Origin of the sequence: Herbaspirillum sp. (assembly GCF_035644555.1) — a bacterium.
Classification (GTDB): Bacteria; Pseudomonadota; Gammaproteobacteria; order Burkholderiales; family Burkholderiaceae_D; genus Herbaspirillum.
On sequence record NZ_DASQOH010000049.1, the window covers coordinates 26,150 to 48,553 of the forward strand.

Sequence of the window (22,404 nt, forward strand, 5' to 3'; positions counted from 1 at the left end):
AGCGGATCTGCCGGGTCGCTTAATTTAAAGCGTACACATCATTTATTACATAAGCATGCAAGGCTTATGCCGGCCCCAGGCAGGCCGCAGGCGGCAGGCAGCCTCCAGACCCGGCCGCGTCGGCCGGCAGCTCCAACCTGCCGTTCGGGCGAGGCGGCACCGCCGCCATGGACCGGCTTGGTGATCGGGGCAGCGCAGCCGGAGAAGCACGCCACCCTTATGCAGCGCAACAAACCAGGCGAGAGAGGAAATGGCGATCAAGCTACGGCGATCCCGACGCCACCTCCACCCACGCCAGCTGCCCTGCTACACCGACAGGTAGGCCCGTCGCACCTCTTCATCGGCCGCCAGTTGCGCCATGCTGCCCTGGTAACGGATATGACCGTTCTCCAGCACGTAGGCACGGTCGCTGACCAGTTCGGCGAAGTGCAGGTTCTGCTCCGACAAGAGGATGGCCATGCCCTCGCGCTTCAGGGTCATGATCATGTTGGCCATCTGTTCGACGATGACCGGTGCCACCCCTTCCGAGGGCTCGTCCAGCAGCACCAGGTAGGGGTTGCCCATGAGCGTGCGCGAGACGGTCAGCATCTGCTGCTCGCCACCACTCATCTGGCCGCCCGGACGGTCCGGCATTTCACCCAGGTTGGGGAAGAGCTGGAACAGCTTTTCCGGCGTCCACTGGACGGCGCCTTCCCGCGCCGGCTGGCGGCCCACCTCCAGGTTTTCCATCACCGACAGGTCGGAAAAGACGCGCCGGTCTTCGGGCACGAAGCCCATGCCGTCGCGGGCGATCTCGTAGGGACGGGCGCGGCTGATGTCCTTGCCGCGAAAACTGACTTCGCCCTCGGCCCGGTCCAGCAGGCCCATCACCGCCTTCATGGTGGTGGACTTGCCGGCACCGTTGCGTCCCATCAGGGCGACCACTTCGCCGCGCCCCACTTCCAGGGCGACGTCGAACAGGATGTGGGCGCGCCCATAGAAGGCGTTCAGTCCGCTGACCTTGAGCAGCGGATCGGTCTTGGGGGATACGGTGGCGCTCACGATGGGCTTCCTTCCTTCTCGAATGTCTTGCCGCTGCCGAAATAGACTTCCTGCACCTTGGGATGATTGCGGATGGTCTCGCCATCGCCCTCGGCGATCAGTTGCCCGCGCGCCAGCACGATCATGCGGTCGGCAAAAGCAAACACCACATCCATGCTGTGCTCGGTGAAGAGCACCGACATGTTCTTTTCCAGCACCAGGCGCTTGGTCAGGGCCATCAATTCATTGCGCTCCTTGGGCGCCATGCCGGCCGTGGGCTCGTCCATCAGCAACAGGCGCGGCCGGTTGGCCAGGGCGATGGCCAGCTCCACCCGCTTGACGTCGCCATAGGCCAGTACGCCGCAGGGGCGCTGCGCCTGCGCGGCCATGCCGACCTGCTCCAGCAGGGCCATGGCCTCATCGGCAAAGTAGGAGCCCGCCGGGCGCCACATACCGAACAGCTTGCGCTGGCGCGACATCAGCGCCATCTGCACGTTTTCCAGCACGGTCATGGAACTGAAGGTGGCCGAGATCTGGAAGGTGCGCCCCACGCCTAGCCGCCAGATGTCACGCGGCTTCATGCCGGCGATATCGTGACCGTCGAAACGGATGCTGCCGGTCTCGGGCCGGTACTGGCCGTTGAGGATATTGAAGCAGGTCGACTTGCCGGCACCATTCGGCCCCAGCAGTGCCAGCAACTGGCCCGGCGGCAGGTCGAAGGACACGCCATTGACGGCCTTGTTGCCACCGAAGGATTTACTGATGTTGTCTACTGTCAGCAGGCTCATGCCGCCTCCTTGCCGATACCGGCTTTCAGTTCCGGGGGCCCACCGCTCCCCTTGCTCCCCTGACGCGCCGGGCCACCAACGAAGCGCTGGAAATAGCCGGCAATGCCCGCCGGGAACAGCAGCACCAGCGCCAGGATCACCAGCCCGAGAATGGCGCGCCAGTAATCGGTCTCGCGTGCGATCACATCCTGCAGCCAGGTGAAGACCGATGCGCCCACCACCGGCCCCAGCAGGGTCTGCAGGCCGCCCAGCATGACCATCACCAGACCATCGACCGAACGGCTTACGCTGATGGCTTCCGGCGAGATGCTGCCCTTGGAGAAGGCGAACAGCACCCCGGCCGCACCGCAGAATACGCCGGCCAGCGCAAAGGCCAGCCATTGCATGCGCTTGACGTCGATGCCGATGGCGTCCGAACGCAGCACCGAATCACGGGCGGCGCGCATGGCATAGCCGAAGGGCGCGAACAGCACTCGGCGCAACAGCAGCAGGCCGGCCACCGCGCAGGCCAGCGCCAGGTAGTAATAGGCCAGCGGCGACGCCAGCCAGGCTGCCGGCCAGACGCCGACCAGCCCGTTGCTGCCGCCGGTAACCTCATCCCATTGATAGATGATGGCCCAGACGATCTGTGCGAAGGCCAGGGTCAGCATGGCCAGGTACACGCCCGACAGGCGCACGCTGAACCAGCCGAACAGCAGCGCACCCAGCCCGGCCACCAGCGGACCGACCACCAGCGCCAATTCCATCGGCCAGTGCAGCTTGACCACCAGCATCGCCGCTGCATAGGCACCCAGCCCGAAATAGGCCGCGTGACCGAAGGAATGCATGCCGCCCGGTCCCATGATGAAGTGCAGGCTGGCCGCAAACAGCACGGCGATGAAGATCTCCACCAGCAGCACCGTCAGGTAGGGGAAGCTGTGCGACAGCAAGGGGGCAGCCAGCAGCAGCGCCACGGCGACCCAGGCCAGCTTGCGCACACCGGCGCCGGCCGGGGCCAGCGGTGCTTCCGGCTGGCCGGTGCTGCGGGCGGCGGCCTGGGGCTTGCCCATCAGGCCCCAGGGGCGGACCACCAGGATCACCGCCATGACCAGGAATTCCACCACCAGCGTCAGCTTGGACAACGAGATCACCACCCCGAACACCGACACCTGGCCGATGGCCACGCACAGGGCCTTGATCTCGGCAATCAGCAGGGCCGCCAGGAAGGCACCGGGAATCGACCCCATGCCGCCGACCACCACCACCACGAAGGCGTTGCCGATGGTCTCCAGGTCCAGCGCCAGGTTGGCGGGGATGCGCGGCCCCTGCAGGGCGCCGCCCAGGCCAGCCAGGAAGCAGCCCAGCGCGAACACGCCGGTAAACAGCCAGGACTGGTTGATGCCCAGGGCGCCGACCATTTCGCGGTCCTGGGTGGCGGCGCGGATCAGGGTCCCCCAGCGGGTGCGATTGAGGACCAGCCACAGCACGCCCAACACCAGCGGGCCGATGGCGATCAGTACCAGGTCGTATTGCGGAATGCGCCGGCCCAGCAGTTGCACCGCGCCACCCAGGCCGGGCGCGCGCGGGCCGAACAGGTCTTCCGGCCCCCACAGGTAGAGCGCGGCATCCTTGAACACCAGCACCAGCGCAAAGGTCGCCAGCAGCTGGAACAGTTCCGGGGCGCGGTAGATGCGGCGCAGGATGAGGATTTCCACCAGGGCGCCCAGCACCGCCACGGCCATCGCCGAGAGCAGTACCGCGCTCCAGAAACCGAGGCCGCTGGCGCCGATCAAGGACACCAGCGTGTACACCACATAGATGCCCACCATGTAGAACGAGCCGTGGGCGAAGTTGACGATGCGCGTGACACCGAAGATCAGCGACAGGCCGGCCGCCACCAGAAACATGGTGGAAGCGTCGGCCAGCCCGTTGATCATCTGCACGATCAGGCTAGAGAGAGTCATGCTTTATCCCCTGTGACCACGGTCCTGCGCTGCACGCTGCTGCGCAGGACCGCTGCAAGGCGTGTACCAGCTCAGTTGGCCGCACGCAGTTTCTTGACTTCAGCATCGGGCAATTGCACCGAAGCGCCATCGACGTAGCTGAAGTTGACCATGATGCCGCGACCATCCTTGAGTGCCGTACGTCCCACGTGGGCGCCCAGGGTGGACTGGTGATCCTGGCTGCGATAGACGATGGGGCCGGACGGGGTCGCGACCTTCAGGCCCGAGAAGGCGGCCGCCAGCTTGTCGCTCTCAACCGAGCCAGCCGCCTTGATGCCGGTGGCGATCGACATCAGCGCCACATAGCCGACCAGGGACCCGTTGCGCGGGTAGTCATTGAATTTCTTGCGATAGGCGTCGACGAATTTCTTGTGCTCGGGCGTATCGATGGCATACCAGGGGTAGCCGGTGACGATCCAGTTGACCGGTGCCTCGTTCTTCAGCGGATCGAGATATTCCGGCTCGCCGGTCAGCAGCGACACCACTTCGCGTCCCTCGAACAGGCCACGGGTATTGCCCTCGCGCACGAACTTGCCGAGATCGGCACCGAAGAGCGCATTGAAGATCGCATCCGGCTTGGCATCGGCCAGCGCCTGGGTGACCGAACCGGCATCGATCTTGCCCAGGGGCGGCGCCTGTTCAGCGACGAATTCGATATCCGGCTGGCGCTCCTGCATCAGCTTCTTGAAGGTGGCGATGGCGGACTGGCCGTATTCGTAGTTGGGATAGACCAGCGCCCAGCGCTTCTTCTTCAGCTTGGCCGCTTCGTTGACCAGCGAGGCCACCAGCATGTAGGTGGAGGGACGCAGGCGATAGGTGTACTGGTTGCCGTTCTGCCAGACGATCTTGTCGGTCAGCGGCTCAGCCGCCAGGAAGAAGATCTTGCGCTGCTTGGCATAGTCGGTCAGTGCCAGGCCGGTGTTGGAGAGGAAGCCGCCGAACAGCAGCGATACCTGTTCGCGGGTCACCAGTTCCTCGGCCACCCGCACCGAGTCACCAGGGTTGCCGTTGTCATCGCGGGAGATGATTTCCACCTTCTTGCCCAGCAGGCCGCCGGCGGCATTGATTTCTTCCTGGGCCAGTTCCCAGCCACGGCGGTACGGTTCGAGGAAGGCCGGTTGGGCCTTGTAGCTGTTGACTTCGCCAATCTTGATGGTGGATTGGGCCAGTGCGCCGGCAGCGGCCGTCAGGCCCAGTGCGGCGACAACGAGATGCTTCAGATGCTTGAAATGCTTGAGATGGAGGGAGACGTTCACGATCTATCCTTTCTGCACCCGCAGGTGCAAGCAACAGCAGGGGAAGGAAGGCGCGCCGGGTGGAGCCCGCGCACCTTCCGGCAGCGCATCAGAACAGGTGACGGATACCGAACTGTATGCCGTTCACCGTGCCGCCACTGGCCGGCACGTTCTTGGTGATCGGTGCGGCACCGGCCAGCGAGAAGGTGGCGCCGTTGCTGTTGGTCAGATGGGCATAGGTGGTATAGAGCATGGTGCGCTTGGACAGGTCATAGGTGCCGATCAGGCTGATCTGGCGGGCATCGCGGCCGGCACCGGTGCTGTCCTTGGCCCAGCCGTAGCCGGCGCCGATGGTGGCCTGCGCGTTCAGGCGATAGTTGGCCGAGATCGAGTACGCGCCGTAGTAGCTGCCGCGCACATTGGTAGTGGCAGCCGCACCGAGGTTGTTGCCGCGGTAGTAGCCCAGGAAGATCTTGCCGTTGCCATAATCATAGGCACCACCGGCGAAGGTGGAGCGGATGGCGATGTTGTCGTTGGCGCTGTTCTGGGTGGAATGGCTCAGGCCCAGGTAGAACGGGCCGCTTTCGTACTCGCCGGCCAGCATATAGGTGGACAGGCCGTTCTTGGGCGTGGTCTGCTCGCCCAGGCCGTAGTAGGCCTGCAGCTTGAAGCCGCGCATCACCGGCGAGATATAGCCGATCACGTTGTCGTAGCGCGGCGTGTAGGCCGAGACGTTGTTCAGGAAGGAAGCATAGGTCGCACCGGCAAAGGCATCCAGGCGCGCAATCATCAGGAAGCCCGGCGAGTTCTGCCGACCCAGGCGCAGCTCACCCAGGTTATTGGCCAGGCCGACCCAGGACTGGCGGTTGAACAGGCGGGTGCTGTCGTGCATGCCACCGGTGTCGGAGGCGAAGCCGTTTTCCATCTGGAAGTTGGCGCGCAGGCCGCCACCCAGGTCTTCGGTCCCCTTGAAGCCCAGGCGGCTGGCCTGGTAGCCGCCGCTGTCCAGCGACACCACCGAACCGCGACCGCTCGCATTGGTGTAGCCCAGGTAGGTATCGACCACGCCATAGATGGTGACGTTGGATTGCGCCATCGCGCCGCTCGCGCAGAACAGACTGCCGGCCGCGAGTGCCCATGCCTTTTTCATGTTGTTTTCCCTTTTGTTGAAGTGTTGGAGGTGTTGCTGGTGATGCAGTTACTGCAGGTGCTGCTTTCCTGCCTGGCCCGGTGATCCGGGCTTCTGTCTGAAACTGTCTTCGGCGCTTGTCTGGTGTTGTCCTGCACGCTGCGGCTGCGGCATTGGCGAGGCCGTACAACGGCACTGAAAAGCCTCGCCGACCACTTCTTTTTTATGACGTATGCGCTCTATATTTTGAGTGTTAGCAAAATACAGGCCAGCCTTGACCCAGCTCAAGAAGCTCAGGAATCTACTGCATTATTATTGGTTTTAAGCGCTACATACGGGGTTCTACAGCTTGTCTCCACGGCGCCCCGAAAACCGTCTTTGCATTTCTTATTTATAATGTGTACACCATATTAATGCGAAACCGGAAAACTGCACAAGCAGAGTGCGTTGTGCACCACGACATCGCGTCGACGGCAACGCAAATGGCGACATTGAAAATGGAAGAAGCGCGGTCGGCAGACCGGCGAAGCAGAAAGGTGACATCGCCAGCAGCGGATGCAGCCGTGGCCGCACCGCCCTGGTCGAGGGAGGGAATCAGCGTGGACGCGGCAAGGTGAAGTTGGATTCGGTACGGCTGCGGCCAAACCATTCGCCGCCCATGCGAAAGAGCAGATCGACCTGGCCCGGATCTAGCTTGCCGTCGGCATCCAGCAACTGGTCATCGACATGCGCGGCCAGCACCTGACCGAAGATCAGGTGGCAGGATGGCTCATCGCGCGGATAGGGCTCCATCATCGCCAGCTTGCACTCGAAGCTGGCCACCGCACCCTCGACGCGGGGCGGCTGCACCAGCTGGCTGGGCGCGGCCTGCAGACCGCAGGCCTCGAATTCGCTGACGCCGGCCTCGAAGGGAAAGGACGTCGCATTCAAGGCCTGGGCCTGCGCCGGCGCGGCCAGGTTGACCACGAACTCGCCGCTGGCGCTGATGTTGTTGACGGTGTCCTTGAGCTTGCCGCCCCGCTGCAGCAGCGGGCAGATCAGCAGGGTCGGCGGCTTGCCGGTGATCATCTGGAAGAAGCTGAACGGCGCCAGGTTGGCCCGCCCCTGCCCGTCCAGCGTGGAAACCCAGGCGATAGGACGCGGCACGATCAGCGCCGACATCCATTCATAAGCTTCGACGGGCTTGAGCCCTGCGAAATCGATCAACATTGTTCAACTCTCTCCGATGACAAGCACGACAACTCTCAAATCGGCGCCACGCAAGCGCGCCAAGACATCCGTGGCAGGCAAGGCTGCCGCGACGCTTGCCTATACAGCCGGCAGGCAGGACATTAGAATCAGCAGCTGCCCCCTGCTCGCCGCCGGCGAACAAGGTACGCCAAGCCACCCATCCCTTGCGCCAATGACCAAGAAGCCCGCCACCGCCGACTATCATTTCTCCGACCAGATCGGGCACCTGCTGCGCCGCGCCTACCAGCGCCACGCCGCCATTTTCCAGCAACATATCCCGGATTCGCAACTGACGGCCGCGCAGTTCGTGACGCTGTGCGCCATCCGCGACCTGCAGACCTGCTCGCTCTCTGACATCGTCAAGGTGACCGCCATCGACCAGGCCACCATCCGCGGCATCGTCGAACGCCTGAAGGCGCGCGACCTGATCGAGCTGTCCCATGACGAGGCCGACCGCCGCAAGGTGCTGGTGTCGCTCAGCAAGAACGCCACCGCGCTGGTGGCCGATACCGTGCCCTTCGCCGCCCAGATCACCGAGGCCACCTATGGCAATCTTAATCCGGCCGAGCGGGTGGCTCTGGTGTTCCTGCTGCGCAAGATGATCGACGAATAAGGCTGCACCGCCGAATCGTTCACACCGCCGGCAAGGGCTCGCGCAGCCCCGCCAGGATGCATTCTGCGTTGAAGGGCGGCTGGCGGAAGCGACGCCCGGTGGCATCGAAGAGCGCATTGGACAGCGCCGCCGCGCTCGGCACCGAGGCCGATTCGCCCGCCCCCATGGGGGGCTGGTCCTGGCGCTGCATCAGCACGATCTCGATGGGTGGCACTTCCGTGAAATGCAGGATGGGATAGGCGCCCCACTCCAGGCTGGTGGTCCCCTGGGGGCCGAAACTGACCCGCTCCTTCAAGACCCGGCTCAGCGATTGCAGGATGTTGCCGTGCATCTGGTGGCGCACGCCATCGGGATTGACCATCATGCCGGTATCCTGCCCCACCACCAGCGACGCCACCTTCAGCGCGCCATCGGCGGGATCGACTTCGATATCGATGACCCAGGCCGACCAGGCCGCACCAAACCCGGGAAACTTGCTGTGGACATAGCGCGCATAGGCAATGCCCCGCCCGCGCAGCTTGCCATCGGCATCAGGCACCCCGCGCGAACCCCTGGCACCAGCCACCCAGCCGGCCTTCTCCGCCACCGCCTGCAGCAGCGCGCTGGCACGCTCGTCGGGCAAGTGCGCCAGGCGATAGGCCAGGCGATCCTCCCGGGCCAGCTCGGCCAGCTCATCGATGAAGACTTCATGGGCAAAGGAGTTCGGCATGGCCGAGACTCCGCGCAACCATCCGGCACGCACGATGGGCGCGACGTCGTCGCAATCGATTTGCAGGTGCGGATAGGCATAGGGCGGCACGGCGGTGCGGTCGCCCATCTCCAGCACGCGGGGCTCGGGGGCGATCCTGCCGGTCAGCAGCAGCGCCAGCACCGGCGCATCGTTGGAGGGATAACGGGTCTGGAAGCCATAGGCCGACAGCCGGCCCGCTTCATCGATGGCGCCGCGCACCTGCATCAGTTGCGCCGCGCCCTTGGGCTCCCAGGCATGCTCCTGCTCGCGGGTGAGCTGCACCCGCACCGGACGCCCCACGGCGCGTGACAACAGGGCGGCATCGGCCACCACGTCATCGGCACAGTTGCGGCCATAGCAGCCGGCGGCTTCCAGCCGGATCACTTCGATCTTTCCTTCATCGAGCTCGCACAGGCGCGAGAGGTCGATGCGCATGACATGCGGATTCTGCGTGCCGGACCAGACGGTCAGGCCCTCCTCGCGATAATCGGCCACCGCGCAGGAGGGGCCAATGGAGGCATGCATCTGGTAAGGCCAGACGTAGGTGCGCTCGATGCGCTGGGCAGCGCTACCCATGGCGGCATCCAGATCTCCCTGGCGCAGCAGTTCGCGGCGCTTGGCCGGCAGGTCGCGCAGGCGGGTCTCCAGGTCGTCCATGGCGGGTAGCGGCGGGATGTCCTTCCAGCGCAGCTTCAGCTCGCGCATGGCACGCTGCGCCTGTTCCTCGCGCTCGGCCACCACGCCGACGAAATCACCCTGCACCACCACCGCCACCAGCCCGGGGATGTGGGCCACGGAATCCTGGTCCACCGACAGCAGGCTGTTGCCGATGAAGTCACCACCATCGCGCCCCGGATGCGGCGGCCGCACCACGCGGCCATGCAGCATGCCGGGCACGCGCACATCGTGCACATAGACCGGCTCGGCACGCACCTTGGCGGGAATATCGACGCGCTGCGAACTGCGGCCCACCAGCGTGTACTGGCTGGCCGGCTTCAGCGGTACGTCGCCGGGGTCGAGGGTGAGCACGATCTTCTGCCCGGCCAGCAGGGTGAAATAGCTGGTACTGCGCTGCGGCTGGTCGGTATCCGTAATGCGCCCCGCCGCGATGCGCAGGCGCTCAACAGGAATACCCCACTGCGCGGCCGCCACGGCCAGCAGGTGCTCGCGCGCCTGGGCTGCGGCCTTGCGCAGCGGCACGGCGGAAATCTGGATGGTGGCACTGGCAATGGTGGGCCCCTGGTTGGGGGCTTCCTCGGTGTGACCGAGGATCATGGTGACGCAATCCATGTCCACGCTCAGCTCCTCGGCCACGATCTGGGCCAGCGAGGTGCGGATCCCGGTGCCGAGATCGACGTGACCGTTGAAGGCCAGCACGCGGCCCTCGGCCAGCAGGGCCACGAACACGTCCGGCAGTGGCTGGACATAGGACGAAGCCGCGCCGGGCTGGCCGGGCGCGGGCTTGGCACCGGGTTGCGGGGCGCGGGTCACCAGCAGCGCGTCACCACGCTCCAGCAGTTGACGGCGCGCCTCGCGGGGCGTCTGACCGGATGGTTGGCCGGGAGGATTGGTTGCTTGCATCTCAAACCATGGTGCACATCAGATTCATCACGACCCGGACCGTCACCGCCGTCCGGGCTTCAAGGCTGGGCGACCACCTTCAGGGCTTCGTCCAGCGGCATCACGGCCGCGTACTTCTGCGCCATGTCGAACAGGTTGGCCTCATGCGGGCCGATGGCGCGGTCGCCCACGCAATCGGACACCACCAGCGGGCGGAAACCCCAGGACATGGCATCGACCACGCTGGCGCGCACGCAACCACTGGTCACGGCACCGGCCACCAGCAGGGTCTGCACGCCGTGCTGGGTCAGCCACGGTGCCAGCGAGGTACCGAAGAAGGCCGACGGCACGGTCTTGCGCACCACCAGCTCGCCGGCGGCCGGGGTCAGTTCCGGCACGATGGCGCTGCCCGGCAGGTCTTCCTTCAGGGTCACCATGCCCGGCACCTTCATGCCGAAGATATTGCGGTCGGCATCATCGTCGGCAAACACGATGCGGCTGTGCGCCACCGGCCAGCCATGCTGGCGCGCATGGGCCAGCAGGCTGCGCGTGCGTTCGATGGCCGGGCCGATGTTGCCGCCGCCGAACTGGGCCGGGTCGGCAAAGCTGTTGACGAAATCGACGATCAGCAGACCGAACGGCGGTTTCATTTCCAGCGTCTGGCCGAAGCCCTGGCGCTGGTAGGTTTCCACTTCCTTGTGCATCGTATCTTCCTTTTGAAGAGGCTGCCGGGCGCACCCGGCTGGCCTCATTGCGAATTGCCGTAGACGAAGCCGTCCAGCACCTTGCCGTCCTTGACCACCGGCGTGCCATCCAGCGCCACCGTGCAACGGCGCAGGGGGATGTCGATGTGGCAGGCGGTGGTGCGGCTGCCGCCGGCTTCGTTGTTGGGGCCGAAGGAGAACAGGAAATTGCCTTCGTAGGCGCGGGCATCCATGCCAATGGTGGCTTCGCGGTCGTACATGGCCAGCGTGGACCATTGGGCGCGCGGTTGCAGGCCCCAGCCGATGTGCGACATGGCATAGGCTTCCGGGTCCTTGAAGGAGGCCATGTAGTCGCTCAGCAGCTCGGCATCCAGGCCGCCCTCGATGTCGGTGACGAAACCGTCTTTGACGGTCACCACGATGGCTTCCTGGGCATAGCATTTCATGGGCAGCAGGATATCGCCGCGATCGATGACCAGGGTGCCGTTGGTCTGACGCTCATTGGGCCAGGTCAGCACGAAGCCGCTGGGCCAGTGGTCCCAGCGCCCCGGCTGATCGACGAAGCCGTATTCCTGGATCACCGGGAATTCGCCCAGCGGGCAGCGCAGGTCGGTCCCGGCGTCCGAGGTGATGTGCATCTCGCGCTTGCCCTCCAGCAGACGCGCCGCCTGCGACACACGGCGCCGGTCGTCTGCGCTGGGGACCATGCGCACCAGCACCTCGGGCGGCTCCACGGCCAGCAGGATCTTGGTGCCGGTGGAGAGGATCTCGTGCTGCTCGGGCGAGAACAGCAGGGTCATCAGGTCCAGCACCAGGTCGCTTTCCTTGAGGGCGGCGATGGCGGCGCGGTTGCCGGTCAGGGGCGTGGTGCCGAGATAGGCCAGGGAGTCGCGGCTCAGGGCCTTCTCGGCATTGACCGGCGGCAGGTCCAGCCGATTGACGGTGGCGCCCATGAGCGCGGCGGCGGTCATGGCGGTGGACAGGGTCTGCGGATGGGTGCTGCTGCTGGTGAGCACGGTGACGATCTGTCCCGGCTCCAGCTTAGACAGGGTCAGCACCTCTTTCCAGGCGCTGATCAGGTCATGGTCGCTGACGGCCATGGTGTTCTCCTTTGCAATCGGTCTTGCGATGAACGCGGCCCTTACAGCGGCGCGCCGAGGAAGTCGCCAAAGGCGGCGTAGAAGCCGGCCTCGTTGTCCCAGGGGATCATGTGGCCGGCGTCTTCCACCCGGCTCACCACCAGCTGCGGCAAGAGGCCCTGCAGTTCCTGCACGTCCTCGGGCAGGATGACGTCGCCGCGCGAGGCCTGCATCAACATCACCGGCAGTTTCAGGGCCGGCAGGTCGGCATGGAAATCATCGGTATGGAAGCCCTCGAAGCTGGCGATCACGGCCCGCTCGTCGCAGGTGTGCAGCCACTCGGCACGCAGTTGCAGTTGCTGTTCGGTCCAGGTCGGGCAGAAGGCGCGCATCTGCTCGGCCGAGCAACCCTCGCGCGCCAGGCGCATGGAATCCACGTACCAGGGCAGCTTGGAGGGATAGGCGCGACGACCCGGGCCGGAGACCGGCGGATCGACCATGACCAGCCGCGTCAGGCCGCGAGGCTGCTGGCTGGCGGCGCGGGCGCCGATGCGGCCGCCCATGGAATGCCCGACCACCGCATAGCGCTCCAGGCCGAGCGCATCGGCCAGGGCGATGACGTCGGCCGCCTGCGCATCCAGGCTGTAGTCCAGCGTCTCCGAGGCCGAAGACAGGCCACGGCCGCGCACATCCAGCACATAGGTATCGAACTGCTGGCCGAACCGTTCGCCGACGAAGCCCCAGGTCACTGCCGGGCTGGTGATGCCGGGGACGATGATGACGGCGTCGCGGCCGGCACGTGCACCGTCCTTGCCGCCGAAGCGCAGGTAATGCTGGCGGATGCCGTTGGCCAGGATGTTGGCGCCGTAGAGGAAGCTGCTCTGCATGGCTGCCCCTCTCAGTAGGCGCCGGAGAGCAGCGCGCCGGCACCCGGCACGATGCGGTCCAGCTCCAGGCGCTTGAGCATGGCGTAGGTGGTGGCCACGGCGGCGGTGATGACGGGCTTGCCGGTCATCGCCTCGACCTGCGCGATCACCGGCAGCGAGGGCATCTGTACGCAGGCCGACAGCACGATGGCGTCGGCCTGGCTGGTATCCATCTGGGCCACGATGGCCGGCAGCCTGGCCGGGTCATGACGGGCCACGTCGAGGTTGTCGGGGATTTCCAGGGCACGGTAGTCCAGCACCTCATAGCCTTCGTGGCGGATGTAGTCCACCACCAGCTCGGTGAGCGGCTTCATGTAGGGCGCGACCACCACGATCTTCCTGGCACCGATGACCTTGAGCGCATCGATGAGCGCGCCGGCACTGGTGACCACCGGGGCATCGGCGCCATTGGCGGCGGTGTGGGCGGTCAGGCGTTGCTCGGACTGGCGGTGATAACCACGGCCCATGGCCATGATGGCCACCAGGCAGGCATAGCCCAGCACATCGACGCGGGCATCGGACAGCTCGACGGCGCAGCGGTCGGATTCACCATCCATGGCAGCCAGTTCTTCCTTGACCACCTTCTTCATGCGCATGCGGCTGGAGTGGAAGGTGAAGCGCTCGGGGCGGATCACCTGGCGTGCCGTCAGCATGGCCGGGATCTCGGTCTCCATGGTGGTGTTGGAACTGGGGACGATCTGCCCGATACGGTAAAGACGCTGCTGCATGTGAGGTTCTCCTTGATCTGCCATGGTCATGCGAAGTTCGCTAATTTGTAATGCATACACTATATTTAATCATTTCCACGATCTTTGCAACCGGGATTTTCCGGCGCACCAGCAGCGCCAGCAAAATCCCCTTTTATGTGCGATGCAGCACCAAATACGGGAGTTTTAGACGCCCGGCCGCACCAGTTCGAGACCGCGCAATGCAGCATGGAAATTCGTGATTTACTTGGCATTATTGAGTGTGTACACTGTTTTTCGACAAGGCCGGGCGAGGCTGCGGGACGGCCTGTCCGCAGGCGGGCATACTGGCCGCTGCAAGCGCATTGGCATGAAGGATGCTTCATGCGCTGACGATAGATCCAAGGTAATGCCTGAGTAGGGCGCCGCAACACCAGAGACCATGCACAAGCAAGAACCCATCACCTTCCACGTCAACGGCCATGCGGCCACGCTGGACATTGCCGCCGACGCGCCGCTGCTGAACGTGTTGCGCAACGACCTTTGCCTGAACGGTCCCAAATTCGGCTGCGGCCTGGGCGAGTGCGGTGCCTGTACCGTGCTGGTCGATGGCGTGGCAGCGCGCTCCTGCGTGATCCCGCTGGCTGGCGTGGCCGGACGCCATGTGACCACGCTGGACGGCCTGGCCCAGGAGGGACGGCTGGACCCGGTACAGCAGGCCTTCATCGATGAGCAGGGCGCACAATGCGGCTACTGCATGAACGGCATGATCATGACCATCAAGGCCCTGCTGCTGCGCTCGCCCAGCCCGACCGAGGACGAGATCCGCAGCGAACTGGACTTCAACCTCTGCCGCTGCGGCACCCATGTGGAAATCATGCGCGCCGCCCTGCGCGCGGTCGAACTGCAGCGCCAGGGTGCGGCGCAATGAGTGCGCCCCTGCCCCAGCAGATGGCCGGCTCGCTGGCCACCGGCGGCGCAACATCCCTGCGTCATGCCCGCCTGGCCCTGCCGCCGCGACTGGACTGGCAACAGTCCCTCTACACTGGAGCCCGACTGCAGGGCATCGACAGCGAAGCCGCGCTACGCTGCCCGGGCACGCCACAGGTGGTGCAGCGCCGGCATCTGGTGGCGGTCCTCGCCGACAGCGATGAACAGGCCCGTCAGGCATGCCGCCAGTTGCGCCTGCGCTGGAGCGACGCCACGCCGCAGGACGGCACCCCACGCGTGCGCGCCGCGCAGACACTGCATGCCCGCGGCCAGGATTCCAGCGGCCTGCACGACATCACCATGGACGCCCACTACCAGTGGCGCGATGGGGAATCCGTATCCTCGGCCCTGTCATCGTCCCCTTTCCCTTTCCCCGCGACCGGCATCGCCGCCATGGCCAGCCCGATGGGCGCGAGCCTGCGACTGGACCTGCCCTTCGGCAATCCCGCGCTGATCGCCATGGAAGTGGCGGCCCTGCTATCCCTGCCCGTGGCCCAGGTGGAGGTGCGCAGCCACCGCCCGCCGGCCAGCGCGCAGGAGCGCAGCGCTGCCAGCGACGTGGCCGGCGTGGTGGCACTGCTGGCCCTGCAATGCGGGCAGGCCGTCTCGCTGGTGCTGGAGCCGACCCACTTCGCCAGCAGCCCGACCTCGCTGCAGCTGCATGGCGAACTGGACCAGGATGGCCGTCTCGGCAGCTACCACCTGCATATCGAGCAGGACGCCCCGCCGCCACCGCTGGCCTGGCTGCTGACGGAAACCGCCTATGCGCTGCAGGATGCCAGCGACCCGCGCGACGGCGCCGCCCTGGCCTCGCCCTACGACTGGCAGGCGCTGGAGATCATCGGGCCGCCAGGCGCTGCCATCCCGGTGGCGGCGAGCACCTTCGCGCAGGAAATCTTTTTCGATGAACTGGCCCAGCGCATCGGCGAGGATGCCGTGCAATACCGTCTGCAGCACCTGCCCGATGCGCATGGCGCGGCGCTGGTGCGCTCGGTCGCCGAGGGGGCGGGCTGGAACGGTCCGGCCCGGCAGGTGCAGGGCGGCATCCTGCGCGGACGCGGCTTTGCCTACGCCAGCACGCTGGAACAGGAACAGGGCCAGCCGGTACAGAGCTGGTCGGCCTGGGTGGCCGATGTGGAATACGACCGCGCCTCCGGCGAACTGAGCGTGACCCGGGTCACTGCCGGCCACGACCAGCGCGCGGGGACGACAGCGGCCGCCGCCCATGCCGCTGACGATCTGCTCGATGAAAAACAACGCGCCCTGCTGGGCGAGCAGGCCAGACTGGCGATGGCGCAGACGCTGGCGCCGGACCAGGGCTTCGACGCCTGGTCACGCGAACTGCGCCCCCTGCCGGGCCAGACCAGCGCCGGCCTGCCCCAGGTCGACCTCATCGGTGGCGGCACCACGCCGGCGCTGCGCGACATCCAGCTCAAGGCGGGTGGCGCCTTCACGCTGCCGGCGGCGGCGGCGATTTCCAACGCCATCCATGCCGCCACCGGCGTGCGTCTGCGCGAGGCGCCGTTTTCGGGTGAGCAGATCAGGCTGGCACTGGAACATCAGGAGGGTTCGGGCCAGCGGCCGGGCGGCTGGCGCCGCCTGCGCAAATACGGCTGGCTGGGGGGTGCTGTGGCGGCACTGGGCGCCACGCTGACCCTGGCAATGCCCTGGCGCGCCGAGATCGCACCGGTGGCGCGGCCTGCGGCCGACCTGTATTCGGCCGCCACCATCGAACGCGGGCGCCGGGTGGCACTGGCCGGCGATTGCGCGGTTTGCCACACGGCCCCGGGCGGGGTGGCCAATGCTGGCGGCCATGCCCTGCAGACGCCGTTCGGCACCGTCTACAGCACCAACATCACGCCCGACGAAAAGACCGGCATCGGCAACTGGTCCTATGCCGCCTTCGAACGCGCCATGCGCGAAGGCATCCACCGCGACGGACGGCATCTCTACCCGGCCTTCCCCTACACCGCCTTCGCCAAGATCAGCGAAGCCGACATGCAATCGCTGTACGCCTACCTGATGGCCCAGCCGGCGGTCTCCAGCACGCCCCCGGACAACGATCTGCGCTTCCCCTTCAACATGCGTCCGCTGCTGGCCGGCTGGAATCTGCTGTTCCACAAGAATGAGGTGTTCCAGCCCGACCCGGACCGCTCGGCCCTGTGGAATCGCGGGGCCTATCTGGTGGAGGGGGCCGGTCACTGCACGGCCTGCCATTCGCCGCGCAATGCCCTGGGCGCGGAACAGGGCGGACGCCAGTACCTGGGCGGTGGCACGGTCGATGGCTGGGAAGCCCCGGCGTTGACGGCGCTGTCGAAGTCGCCCACGCCCTGGACCGAGGATGAACTGTTCAGCTACCTGCGCAGCGGCTTCTCGGACCGCCACGGCATTGCCGCCGGACCGATGGCGCCGGTGGTGGCCGAACTGGCGCAACTGCCGGCCGGCGACGTGCGCGCCATCGCGCATTACCTGGCCTCGTTCCAGGCACCGGCCATCAGCACCACGGTACCGCTCCCGATCACCACGGCCAGCCTCAGCGAGCGCCAGAAGCTGTCGCAGGCCAATGGCAAGCGGCTGTTCCAGGGTGCCTGCGCGGCCTGTCACATCGAAGGAACGGGACCGACACTGTTCGGCGTGCGGCCCTCGTTGCGGGTCAATACCAACCTGCACAGCGACACACCGGACAATCTGATCCACGTCATCCTGCACGGCATCCGCGAACCGGCCAACCCGGCGCTGGGCTACATGCCGGGCTTTGCCAACAGCTTCAGCGATGCCCAGGTGGGTGATCTGCTGGCCTATCTGCGCAGCGAGTTCGCCGCCGGCAAGCCGGCCTGGGAAGGCGTACCGGAGAGCATCGCCCGCTCGCGCACACAAGCCGGACATTGAGCGTGACATTGCACGGCGCCCCGCGTAGGAGCGCCGTGCAATGTCCGTCCAGCCCTCAGTGGCCGACCAACACCACCGGGCTGGCCAGAGCCTGCAGTTCGGCACCGACCAGCTCCACGTGTTCAGCGCTGGCGGCATGGACTCGCAACAGCGCCTGCCCGGCCTGCACCCGCTCACCCACCCGGCACAGCAAGTCCAGCCCCGCCCCCGGATACCCCGGGGCACCGGCGGTGCGCGCCAGTCCCGCGATGGCCCAGCCATCGACCTGACTGATCACGCCGGCCTGGCTGGCATGCCAGGTCAAGACCTCGGCGCAGGGCGCGGCCTCCACCTGGGGTGGTCCCTGGGCGGCGATGATGCGCGCCAGCGCGGCCTGGGCCGCACCGCTGTCCAGCAGTTCGGTGGCCTTTTGCAAGGCGACGTCGACCTCCCCCAGACGCGGATCGAAGGACAACAGATGCGCCGCGAACAGCAGTGCCTTGGCACGCAAATCCTGCGGCGCCTGCGGATCACCTGCCAGGACCTGGCGGATATCGCGCACTTCCAGCGCCGGACCGATGCCGCGCCCGATGGGCTGGCTGCCATCGGTGGCCAGCGCCCGCACTTGCATGCCCAGCCCCTGCCCTACCTCTTCGAACAGTCGGCACAACTGCTGCGCCTGTTCCAGCGTCTGCTGCTTGGCATAGGGACCGTACGGCACATCCACTACCAGATGGGTGACGCCGGCGATCGCCTTCTTGGACAGGATCGAGGCCACCGACCAGTGCGCCGTCTCCAGCCCGTAGGGCCGGGTGATGCGGTTCATCACTTCATCGATGATGGAATGGCTGATACGGCCATTCCAGGCGATGCAGGCCCGGGCCTGGCGCACGCAGCGGCGCACGGCCTCGCCATCCAGGTCGACATTGGCCAGCAGGGCCATGGTGTCGGCGGTGCCGGCGGCCGAGGTGATGGCGCGTGAGGACGCTTTGGGCATGGCCAGGCCCCAGGCCGCCACGATCGGAACCACGATGGGCGTGATGCGGCTGCCGGGGACACCGCCCAGGGAGTGCTTGTCGACCACCATGGGCTCGTCCCAGCTGATGCGCCGGGCCATGCGGCTGCGCGCCTGGGCCAGCGCCAGGGTTTCTTCGGCATCCAGGCCACGGGTGATGGAGACCAGCAAGGTGGTCAGCTCGGTGGTGCTGTAGCGGCCATCGACGGCATCCTGCAGGATGGCCTGGTACTGATGTGCCGGCAGGCGTTCACCGCGCAGCTTGCGGCTCCACAAGGGACGGCTGGCCGGGGCCAGCAGGCGCAAGGCCTGCACCGTCTGAGCCGATCCAAGGCGCTGACGCAAGCCGGCGGGCAGCGCCAGCCAGGGGCTAGCATCGTGGCCGCCGTCGGGCCAATGATGGATGCGCACGTCGACCATGGCACCGGCCGCAGCGCGCAGGCGCAGGCGCGTGCCGGCCGCCCAGTGGCGCGGATGGGCATAGGCCACCGCCTCCTCCCCGGTCTCCACCGGCGCGGCGCGCACCACGCAATGTTGCAAGGGGGCGCGCAATACCGCCAGCAGGCGGGCAATGCCGGTGGCGGTATCGCTGTCGTTGGCCACTGTCTGGCGCAGGATGCCGGGCGGCGCGGGGTCGACCTGGCGCTGCAGGCGCGCCAGGATCTGCGCATGATCCTCACGCCCGCGCCCGGCGATGCGCTGCGCCAGCACCTCGGGCGGGGCCGAGATTTCCACCACCACCAGGCTGGGCAGGCGCTGCGCCAGCGCTTCCACGGTGGCGCGCGAGCCATTGGCCACGACATGGCGACCGGCCGCCAGCTCGGCCAGCAACTGGCCCGGCAGGCCATAGGACAGGCCGTGCGCCTGCCAGGTCAGCAGGAACTCCCCGGCCGCCGCTCGGGCGGCGAAGCCGGCTTCGGTCTCGGCGTCATGGTCTTCACCGGGGGCGCCGGCCGGCCGCGTGATCACGCGGCGGGCAAAGACATAGTGCGCATCGGCCAGCGCATCGCGGGCGCCGCTCATCAGGGTGTCCTTGCCAGCCCCGCTGGGGCCGACCACCAGGAAGAAGGTGCCGGGCGCCGTGCTGGCCGGACTCATGCTTCGTCCAGGCCGATGTCCACGGCCGGCGCCGATTGCGTGATCTTGCTGGTGGAGATGTAGTCCACCCCGGTCTCGGCCACCGGGCGGATGGTGGTCAGGCGGATGCCGCCGGAGGCCTCGACCTTGACGCGCCCATCGACGATGCCGACCGCTTCGCGCATGTCGGGCAGGGACATGTTGTCCAGCATGATCACGTCCACCCCGGCGGCCAGCGCCTCGCGCACCTGTTCCACGCGGTCGCATTCCACTTCCAGCTTGGTCAGCACCGGCAGCTTGCGGCGCACCCGGGCCACGGCTTCCTTGATGCTGCCGCAGACGGCGATGTGGTTGTCCTTGATCATGACGCCGTTGTCCAGCGCCAGACGGTGGTTCAGGCCGCCACCGCAGAGCACGGCGTGCTTTTCCAGCATGCGCAGGCCGGGGGTGGTCTTGCGGCTGTCGATGAGCTGCGCCCGGGTACCGGCGATCTCGGCCACGTAGCGGGCGGTTTCGTTGGCGATGCCCGACAGGCGCTGCACCAGGTTCAGCGCGGTGCGCTCGGCAGTCAGGACGCTGCGCGCATTGCCCTTGACGGTCAGCAGGATGGCGCCGGCCTCGACCCGGCTGCCGTCGGCGTGATGCACCTGCACTGCCAGTGTGGCGTCGTATTTGCGGAAGACCCGGGCGGCCACCTCGATGCCGGAGACGATCAGGGATTCACGGGCATTCATGACGAAATGACCCTGCTCGTCCGGCTCGATCATGGTCTGGGCGGTCAGGTCGCAGGCGCCGATGTCTTCGGAGAGCCACAGGTCGATCAGTTTTTCGGTGGCGTAATGGTCGTACATGGTGAATCCTTTCGTTGGCGTGGTGAGGGGCTGGCTGGCCCCGAAATGAATGACAAGTGGAATAGCAGCTACAATTAAGTTAGATATCGAACTATTTAAGAACGGACTTCGGTGCGACGGATGTGATGCAGGGTGTTCAGGACTCCTGGAAAAAGGGAAGCGGTGGCGAGGTGGGGTTCAGCTCTTGCCCAGCCTGGACTGGTAATCGACGATCAGTTGTTCCCACACCATCTCCAGCTCGTAGTCGATGGAGCGGGCCAGGCCATCCAGGCCGGGGAAGAGCGTGGCGGCGGTGATGTTCATCCGGTACAGCGCCCGCAGCGCCGGCTCGCGCAGCGCGGCCGGCAGGATGAACTTGCGGATCAGCGGTTCGCTGGCCTCGTAGCCGGCCAGCAGGCGTTCCAGAGGCGCCTCCAGCGTGCCCGGCACGACCAGGATGCCGGACTGCGCCACCAGGCGCGCATCCATCTGGTTGGGTTCACCGAACCACACCAGCGGCAAGGCGTTGCCGGCAAAATAACGCTGGTAGCTCTCGGGCTTGCGCAGGTCGATGGCTTCGCGGTTGAGCGTCGGATCGAAGCGCGGCGCCGCCTTCCACAGGGCCGGGGTATTGAGGGCATAGACGGCGGCATCGCCATGCAGTTGCTGCATGGCAAAAAAAGCCGCCACGAAGGGTGACTTGGTGAAATCGATCAGCCGCGTCGGTGCGCCATGGTGTTGCATCAGCGCCAGGCAGCGCAGGTCATCGTCCAGCACCGCCGCGTCATGCAGGAAGACATGGGCCTTGCGCCGGAACACCCGGATCGCCCGCTCCTCGCGCAGGGGCCACAGCGAGGGATCGGGGCAATAGCGCGCCAGGTGCCGGGTCAGCGAACTGACCAGCGGCCAGCGATGATCGGCCTGGCCACGGAATACCCAGCCCTCCAGCTGGTCGCTGGCGGCAGCGAACTCATCCCAGCTGGACAGTACGACCTGATCGATGGCAGTGGCGAGAGACATCATGACCCCGAAAATATTCTTCGATATCTACGATTATGCAAGATGCAGGCCAGCCTGTCATGGTGGCTTACCCTGCCCTCCCTGAGCGGGCTGCAAATGGGTATGATTGCGTTATCTTAGATTTCTGATGAAATGATGAAAGCCACACGATCCCGGCCACTGGCCGCCGCCCCGGTCGAACAAGATGAACCGGATGAACTGGAACAGGCACTGGAGGCCCTGGCCGCCGAACGCGTCGCCCACCTGGTCAAGGATGCGGCGCGTGCCTTCATCCGCAGCCTGCAGATCCGCCTGGCGCCGCATGCGGTCAGCTACGGCCACTGGACCATCCTGCGCGTGCTGTGGGAACACGACGGCCTGTCCCAGCGCGACCTGGCCGAGCGGGCCGGCGTGAGCGAAGCCACCACCGCCACCGCCCTCAAGTCGCTGGAAGCCATCGGCTACGTCGAGCGCACCCATCTCCCGGGCGACAAGAAGAAGGTCCACGTCTTCCTTAGCAAGCAGGGCCGCGCCCTGAAGAAAAAGCTGGTGCCGCTGGCCGAGGACGTCAATGACCTGAGCCTGGAGGGTATCAGCGAGGAAGAGCTGGAGACCACCCGCAAGGTGCTCATCGCCATGGCCCTGAACCTGGCGCGGGACGAGCGCCAGGCGGTGGAAGCCGGCAAGCGCATGCCCTCCACCCAGGAAGTCGGACGCCTGGCTTCCGGGCTGGGCTGAACCTCCCCGACGCTGCCCCATCCCTGTGCAGACGCACCAGCAAGTGACGTGCGTACAGCATAATTGCACCATCGGAGAAAGCGCCGTCGCTTGCCGGCCATGCATCTCCTTCGACACATGTTCTAAGATATCTAACTATATTTTGCAGACTGCAAAAGGACTTTCAGACGATTTTTTGATCGATATCTAAGCTTGGCACGTCGTT

18 protein-coding genes are annotated in these 22,404 nt (G+C 66.1%); 4 read left to right on the plus strand and 14 right to left on the minus strand.

The window, feature by feature from the left end:
- Positions 1-306: 306 nt before the first annotated feature.
- From VE092_RS12945 to VE092_RS12970, 6 genes are all read right to left on the minus strand, one after another.
- Positions 307-1,041 carry an ABC transporter ATP-binding protein gene (locus tag VE092_RS12945; RefSeq protein ID WP_077237739.1) on the minus strand — a complete coding sequence of 245 codons (735 nt, stop codon included), beginning with the start codon at positions 1,039-1,041 and terminating at the stop codon, positions 307-309.
- The gene (locus tag VE092_RS12950) at positions 1,038-1,808 is read right to left on the minus strand and encodes an ABC transporter ATP-binding protein (RefSeq protein ID WP_324877324.1); all 771 of its coding nucleotides are present in this window, start codon (positions 1,806-1,808) and stop codon (positions 1,038-1,040) included. The genes VE092_RS12945 and VE092_RS12950 overlap by 4 nt, the downstream gene beginning before the upstream one ends.
- A complete protein-coding gene (locus tag VE092_RS12955) occupies positions 1,805-3,751 on the minus strand; it encodes an ABC transporter permease (protein WP_324877326.1) in 1,947 nt (648 codons plus the stop codon). The genes VE092_RS12950 and VE092_RS12955 overlap by 4 nt, the downstream gene beginning before the upstream one ends.
- A 71-nt stretch (positions 3,752-3,822) precedes the next feature.
- Positions 3,823-5,010, minus strand: a complete 1,188-nt coding sequence (locus tag VE092_RS12960) for an ABC transporter substrate-binding protein (RefSeq protein WP_152486746.1) — start codon at positions 5,008-5,010, stop codon at positions 3,823-3,825.
- Positions 5,011-5,134: 124 nt separating this feature from the next.
- Positions 5,135-6,175 carry a porin gene (locus VE092_RS12965; protein ID WP_324877328.1) on the minus strand — a complete coding sequence of 347 codons (1,041 nt, stop codon included), beginning with the start codon at positions 6,173-6,175 and terminating at the stop codon, positions 5,135-5,137.
- A gap of 573 nt (positions 6,176-6,748) precedes the next feature.
- Positions 6,749-7,363 (minus strand): flavin reductase family protein, encoded by a 615-nt coding sequence (locus VE092_RS12970; protein WP_324877330.1) that lies wholly within the window; start codon positions 7,361-7,363, stop codon positions 6,749-6,751.
- 193 nt (positions 7,364-7,556) lie between these two features.
- Between VE092_RS12970 and VE092_RS12975 the strand changes: the two genes are divergently transcribed.
- Positions 7,557-7,997: a MarR family winged helix-turn-helix transcriptional regulator gene (locus VE092_RS12975; RefSeq protein ID WP_006465432.1), complete on the plus strand. Its 441-nt coding sequence runs from the start codon at positions 7,557-7,559 to the stop codon at positions 7,995-7,997.
- A gap of 19 nt (positions 7,998-8,016) precedes the next feature.
- On the opposite strand, the gene VE092_RS12980 is transcribed toward VE092_RS12975, so the two are convergent.
- The 5 genes from VE092_RS12980 to VE092_RS13000 are packed head-to-tail and all read right to left on the minus strand — an operon-like array spanning position 8,017 to position 13,724.
- Positions 8,017-10,308, minus strand: a complete 2,292-nt coding sequence (locus VE092_RS12980; RefSeq protein ID WP_324877334.1) for a xanthine dehydrogenase family protein molybdopterin-binding subunit — start codon at positions 10,306-10,308, stop codon at positions 8,017-8,019.
- Positions 10,309-10,367: 59 nt separating this feature from the next.
- Positions 10,368-10,991 (minus strand): isochorismatase family protein, encoded by a 624-nt coding sequence (locus tag VE092_RS12985; protein WP_006465434.1) that lies wholly within the window; start codon positions 10,989-10,991, stop codon positions 10,368-10,370.
- Positions 10,992-11,035: 44 nt separating this feature from the next.
- On the minus strand, positions 11,036-12,091 hold the full coding sequence (locus VE092_RS12990) for a 2,5-dihydroxypyridine 5,6-dioxygenase (RefSeq protein ID WP_324877337.1): 1,056 nt from the start codon (positions 12,089-12,091) through the stop codon (positions 11,036-11,038).
- A gap of 41 nt (positions 12,092-12,132) precedes the next feature.
- Complete coding sequence (locus VE092_RS12995; protein WP_324877339.1) at positions 12,133-12,957, minus strand: alpha/beta hydrolase; 825 nt, start codon at positions 12,955-12,957, stop codon at positions 12,133-12,135.
- Positions 12,958-12,968: 11 nt separating this feature from the next.
- Positions 12,969-13,724: an Asp/Glu racemase gene (locus VE092_RS13000; protein ID WP_324877341.1), complete on the minus strand. Its 756-nt coding sequence runs from the start codon at positions 13,722-13,724 to the stop codon at positions 12,969-12,971.
- A 400-nt stretch (positions 13,725-14,124) separates the two neighbouring features.
- Between VE092_RS13000 and VE092_RS13005 the strand changes: the two genes are divergently transcribed.
- The gene (locus VE092_RS13005; RefSeq protein WP_006465698.1) at positions 14,125-14,613 is read left to right on the plus strand and encodes a (2Fe-2S)-binding protein; all 489 of its coding nucleotides are present in this window, start codon (positions 14,125-14,127) and stop codon (positions 14,611-14,613) included.
- Entirely contained in the window at positions 14,610-17,561 is a 2,952-nt protein-coding gene (locus tag VE092_RS13010) for a c-type cytochrome (RefSeq protein WP_324877344.1), read from the plus strand. Before VE092_RS13005 ends, VE092_RS13010 begins: the two co-directional genes overlap by 4 nt.
- A 55-nt stretch (positions 17,562-17,616) precedes the next feature.
- Here VE092_RS13010 and phnN read toward each other — a convergent pair whose 3' ends face one another.
- The 3 genes from phnN to VE092_RS13025 all read right to left on the minus strand — a co-directional run bounded on the left by phnN (position 17,617) and on the right by VE092_RS13025 (position 21,485).
- Positions 17,617-19,653: a phosphonate metabolism protein/1,5-bisphosphokinase (PRPP-forming) PhnN gene (gene phnN, locus VE092_RS13015; RefSeq protein ID WP_324877346.1), complete on the minus strand. Its 2,037-nt coding sequence runs from the start codon at positions 19,651-19,653 to the stop codon at positions 17,617-17,619.
- Complete coding sequence (nadC, locus tag VE092_RS13020) at positions 19,650-20,483, minus strand: carboxylating nicotinate-nucleotide diphosphorylase (RefSeq protein WP_006465058.1); 834 nt, start codon at positions 20,481-20,483, stop codon at positions 19,650-19,652. The genes phnN and nadC overlap by 4 nt, the downstream gene beginning before the upstream one ends.
- Positions 20,484-20,660: 177 nt before the next feature.
- On the minus strand, positions 20,661-21,485 hold the full coding sequence (locus VE092_RS13025; protein WP_324877348.1) for an FRG domain-containing protein: 825 nt from the start codon (positions 21,483-21,485) through the stop codon (positions 20,661-20,663).
- A gap of 132 nt (positions 21,486-21,617) precedes the next feature.
- Between VE092_RS13025 and VE092_RS13030 the strand changes: the two genes are divergently transcribed.
- The gene (locus VE092_RS13030) at positions 21,618-22,199 is read left to right on the plus strand and encodes a MarR family transcriptional regulator (RefSeq protein ID WP_324877350.1); all 582 of its coding nucleotides are present in this window, start codon (positions 21,618-21,620) and stop codon (positions 22,197-22,199) included.
- Positions 22,200-22,404 lie beyond the last annotated feature (205 nt).

What these genes read in the sequence shown, in the direction of transcription:
- phnN (WP_324877346.1), bottom strand. Translation starts at nt 19,653, where the DNA reads ATGAGTCCGGCCAGCACGGCGCCCGGCACCTTCTTCCTGGTGGTCGGC.
- VE092_RS12950 (WP_324877324.1), bottom strand. Translation starts at nt 1,808, where the DNA reads ATGAGCCTGCTGACAGTAGACAACATCAGTAAATCCTTCGGTGGCAAC.
- VE092_RS13000 (WP_324877341.1), bottom strand. Translation starts at nt 13,724, where the DNA reads ATGCAGCAGCGTCTTTACCGTATCGGGCAGATCGTCCCCAGTTCCAAC.
- VE092_RS13005 (WP_006465698.1), top strand. Translation starts at nt 14,125, where the DNA reads ATGCACAAGCAAGAACCCATCACCTTCCACGTCAACGGCCATGCGGCC.
- VE092_RS12985 (WP_006465434.1), bottom strand. Translation starts at nt 10,991, where the DNA reads ATGCACAAGGAAGTGGAAACCTACCAGCGCCAGGGCTTCGGCCAGACG.
- VE092_RS13025 (WP_324877348.1), bottom strand. Translation starts at nt 21,485, where the DNA reads ATGATGTCTCTCGCCACTGCCATCGATCAGGTCGTACTGTCCAGCTGG.
- VE092_RS12975 (WP_006465432.1), top strand. Translation starts at nt 7,557, where the DNA reads ATGACCAAGAAGCCCGCCACCGCCGACTATCATTTCTCCGACCAGATC.
- VE092_RS12995 (WP_324877339.1), bottom strand. Translation starts at nt 12,957, where the DNA reads ATGCAGAGCAGCTTCCTCTACGGCGCCAACATCCTGGCCAACGGCATC.
- nadC (WP_006465058.1), bottom strand. Translation starts at nt 20,483, where the DNA reads ATGTACGACCATTACGCCACCGAAAAACTGATCGACCTGTGGCTCTCC.
- VE092_RS12965 (WP_324877328.1), bottom strand. Translation starts at nt 6,175, where the DNA reads ATGAAAAAGGCATGGGCACTCGCGGCCGGCAGTCTGTTCTGCGCGAGC.
- VE092_RS13030 (WP_324877350.1), top strand. Translation starts at nt 21,618, where the DNA reads ATGAAAGCCACACGATCCCGGCCACTGGCCGCCGCCCCGGTCGAACAA.
- VE092_RS12980 (WP_324877334.1), bottom strand. Translation starts at nt 10,308, where the DNA reads ATGCAAGCAACCAATCCTCCCGGCCAACCATCCGGTCAGACGCCCCGC.
- VE092_RS12990 (WP_324877337.1), bottom strand. Translation starts at nt 12,091, where the DNA reads ATGGCCGTCAGCGACCATGACCTGATCAGCGCCTGGAAAGAGGTGCTG.
- VE092_RS12955 (WP_324877326.1), bottom strand. Translation starts at nt 3,751, where the DNA reads ATGACTCTCTCTAGCCTGATCGTGCAGATGATCAACGGGCTGGCCGAC.
- VE092_RS13010 (WP_324877344.1), top strand. Translation starts at nt 14,610, where the DNA reads ATGAGTGCGCCCCTGCCCCAGCAGATGGCCGGCTCGCTGGCCACCGGC.
- VE092_RS12970 (WP_324877330.1), bottom strand. Translation starts at nt 7,363, where the DNA reads ATGTTGATCGATTTCGCAGGGCTCAAGCCCGTCGAAGCTTATGAATGG.